Origin of the sequence: Limnohabitans planktonicus II-D5 (genome assembly GCF_001270065.2) — a bacterium.
Taxonomy (GTDB): Bacteria; Pseudomonadota; Gammaproteobacteria; order Burkholderiales; family Burkholderiaceae_C; genus Limnohabitans_A; species Limnohabitans_A planktonicus.
The window spans coordinates 1-874 of the sequence record NZ_LFYT02000117.1 but is presented as its reverse complement, the minus strand read 5'-3'; the positions used below and the strand labels follow the sequence as shown (position 1 = coordinate 874).

The following is an 874-nucleotide window of genomic DNA, read 5'->3' as shown; positions in this document are numbered from 1 at the left end:
GCTTGGTTGCCTGCGGCATCGCTGGCGTTGAGCAGCACTTCCAGTGTTTTGTCCGAATCGGCCACCAGGTCGGCCGTGTCGATGCTGATGTTGTAGCTGCCCACGGCGTTGACGGTGCCGCTGAAGGTGTGGCCGTTCACGGCAATTTGCACCAGATCGCCTTCGCTGGCCCCCAGTGCAGCGCCAGTGATGGTGGTTTGCAGGTGGGCCGCATCGGCCGGGCCCACGGCATCGTCGCCGCCTATGGCCGTGATGCTGACGGTGGGCAAGGGTTTGCCGGTGTCCACCGTGAAGCTGAAGACGGTGGGCGTGCTGGTGTTGTTGGCTTTGTCGGTTTGGCGCACTTGCACGGTGTTGGCGCCTTCTTGCGCCGTGAAGGTGCTGCTCCAGGTGCTGCCGTCGGTGCTGTATTCGACCAAGGCGTCTGTTTCGATCAGCCCAATGTTCAGGTTGCCTACGGTGCTGATCTTGTCGCTTTGGCTGCGTCCGGTGTCGCACAGCAAGCTGACTGAGGGTGAGGCCACGGTTTGGTCGATGACCACCGCCAGGTTGATGGTGGCGTCCACCGCGTTGCCCGCTTGCAGGGTGCGTTCGATTTGCACATTGCCCGAGGCAATGGCCAGCGTGGGCGTGACGGACCACAGGCCGTTGTTGTCGACCACGGTGGTGAGCACTTCGCCGGTGCCGGGCATGGTCACTTTGATGCGGTCGCCTTCTGAGCCGCTGCCGGTGATGGTGGGGGTGTCGTAATAAGTGCTCAGGTCCGTCAGGGCGCCGCTGTTGCTGTTGTTGTCCAGACCTGCGGTGAAGGTGCCTGCTTTGGTGTTGAGCACAAATCGGAGGACGTCGGAGACGGCGATGTTGCCTGCCGCGT

At 62.7% G+C, this 874-nt stretch carries 1 protein-coding gene; it reads right to left on the bottom strand.

Annotated features, from left to right (window positions below; translation table 11 throughout):
- Positions 1 to 874: Ig-like domain-containing protein (locus H663_RS41020; protein ID WP_116695981.1), on the bottom strand; the 874-nt coding region annotated here is incomplete at both ends.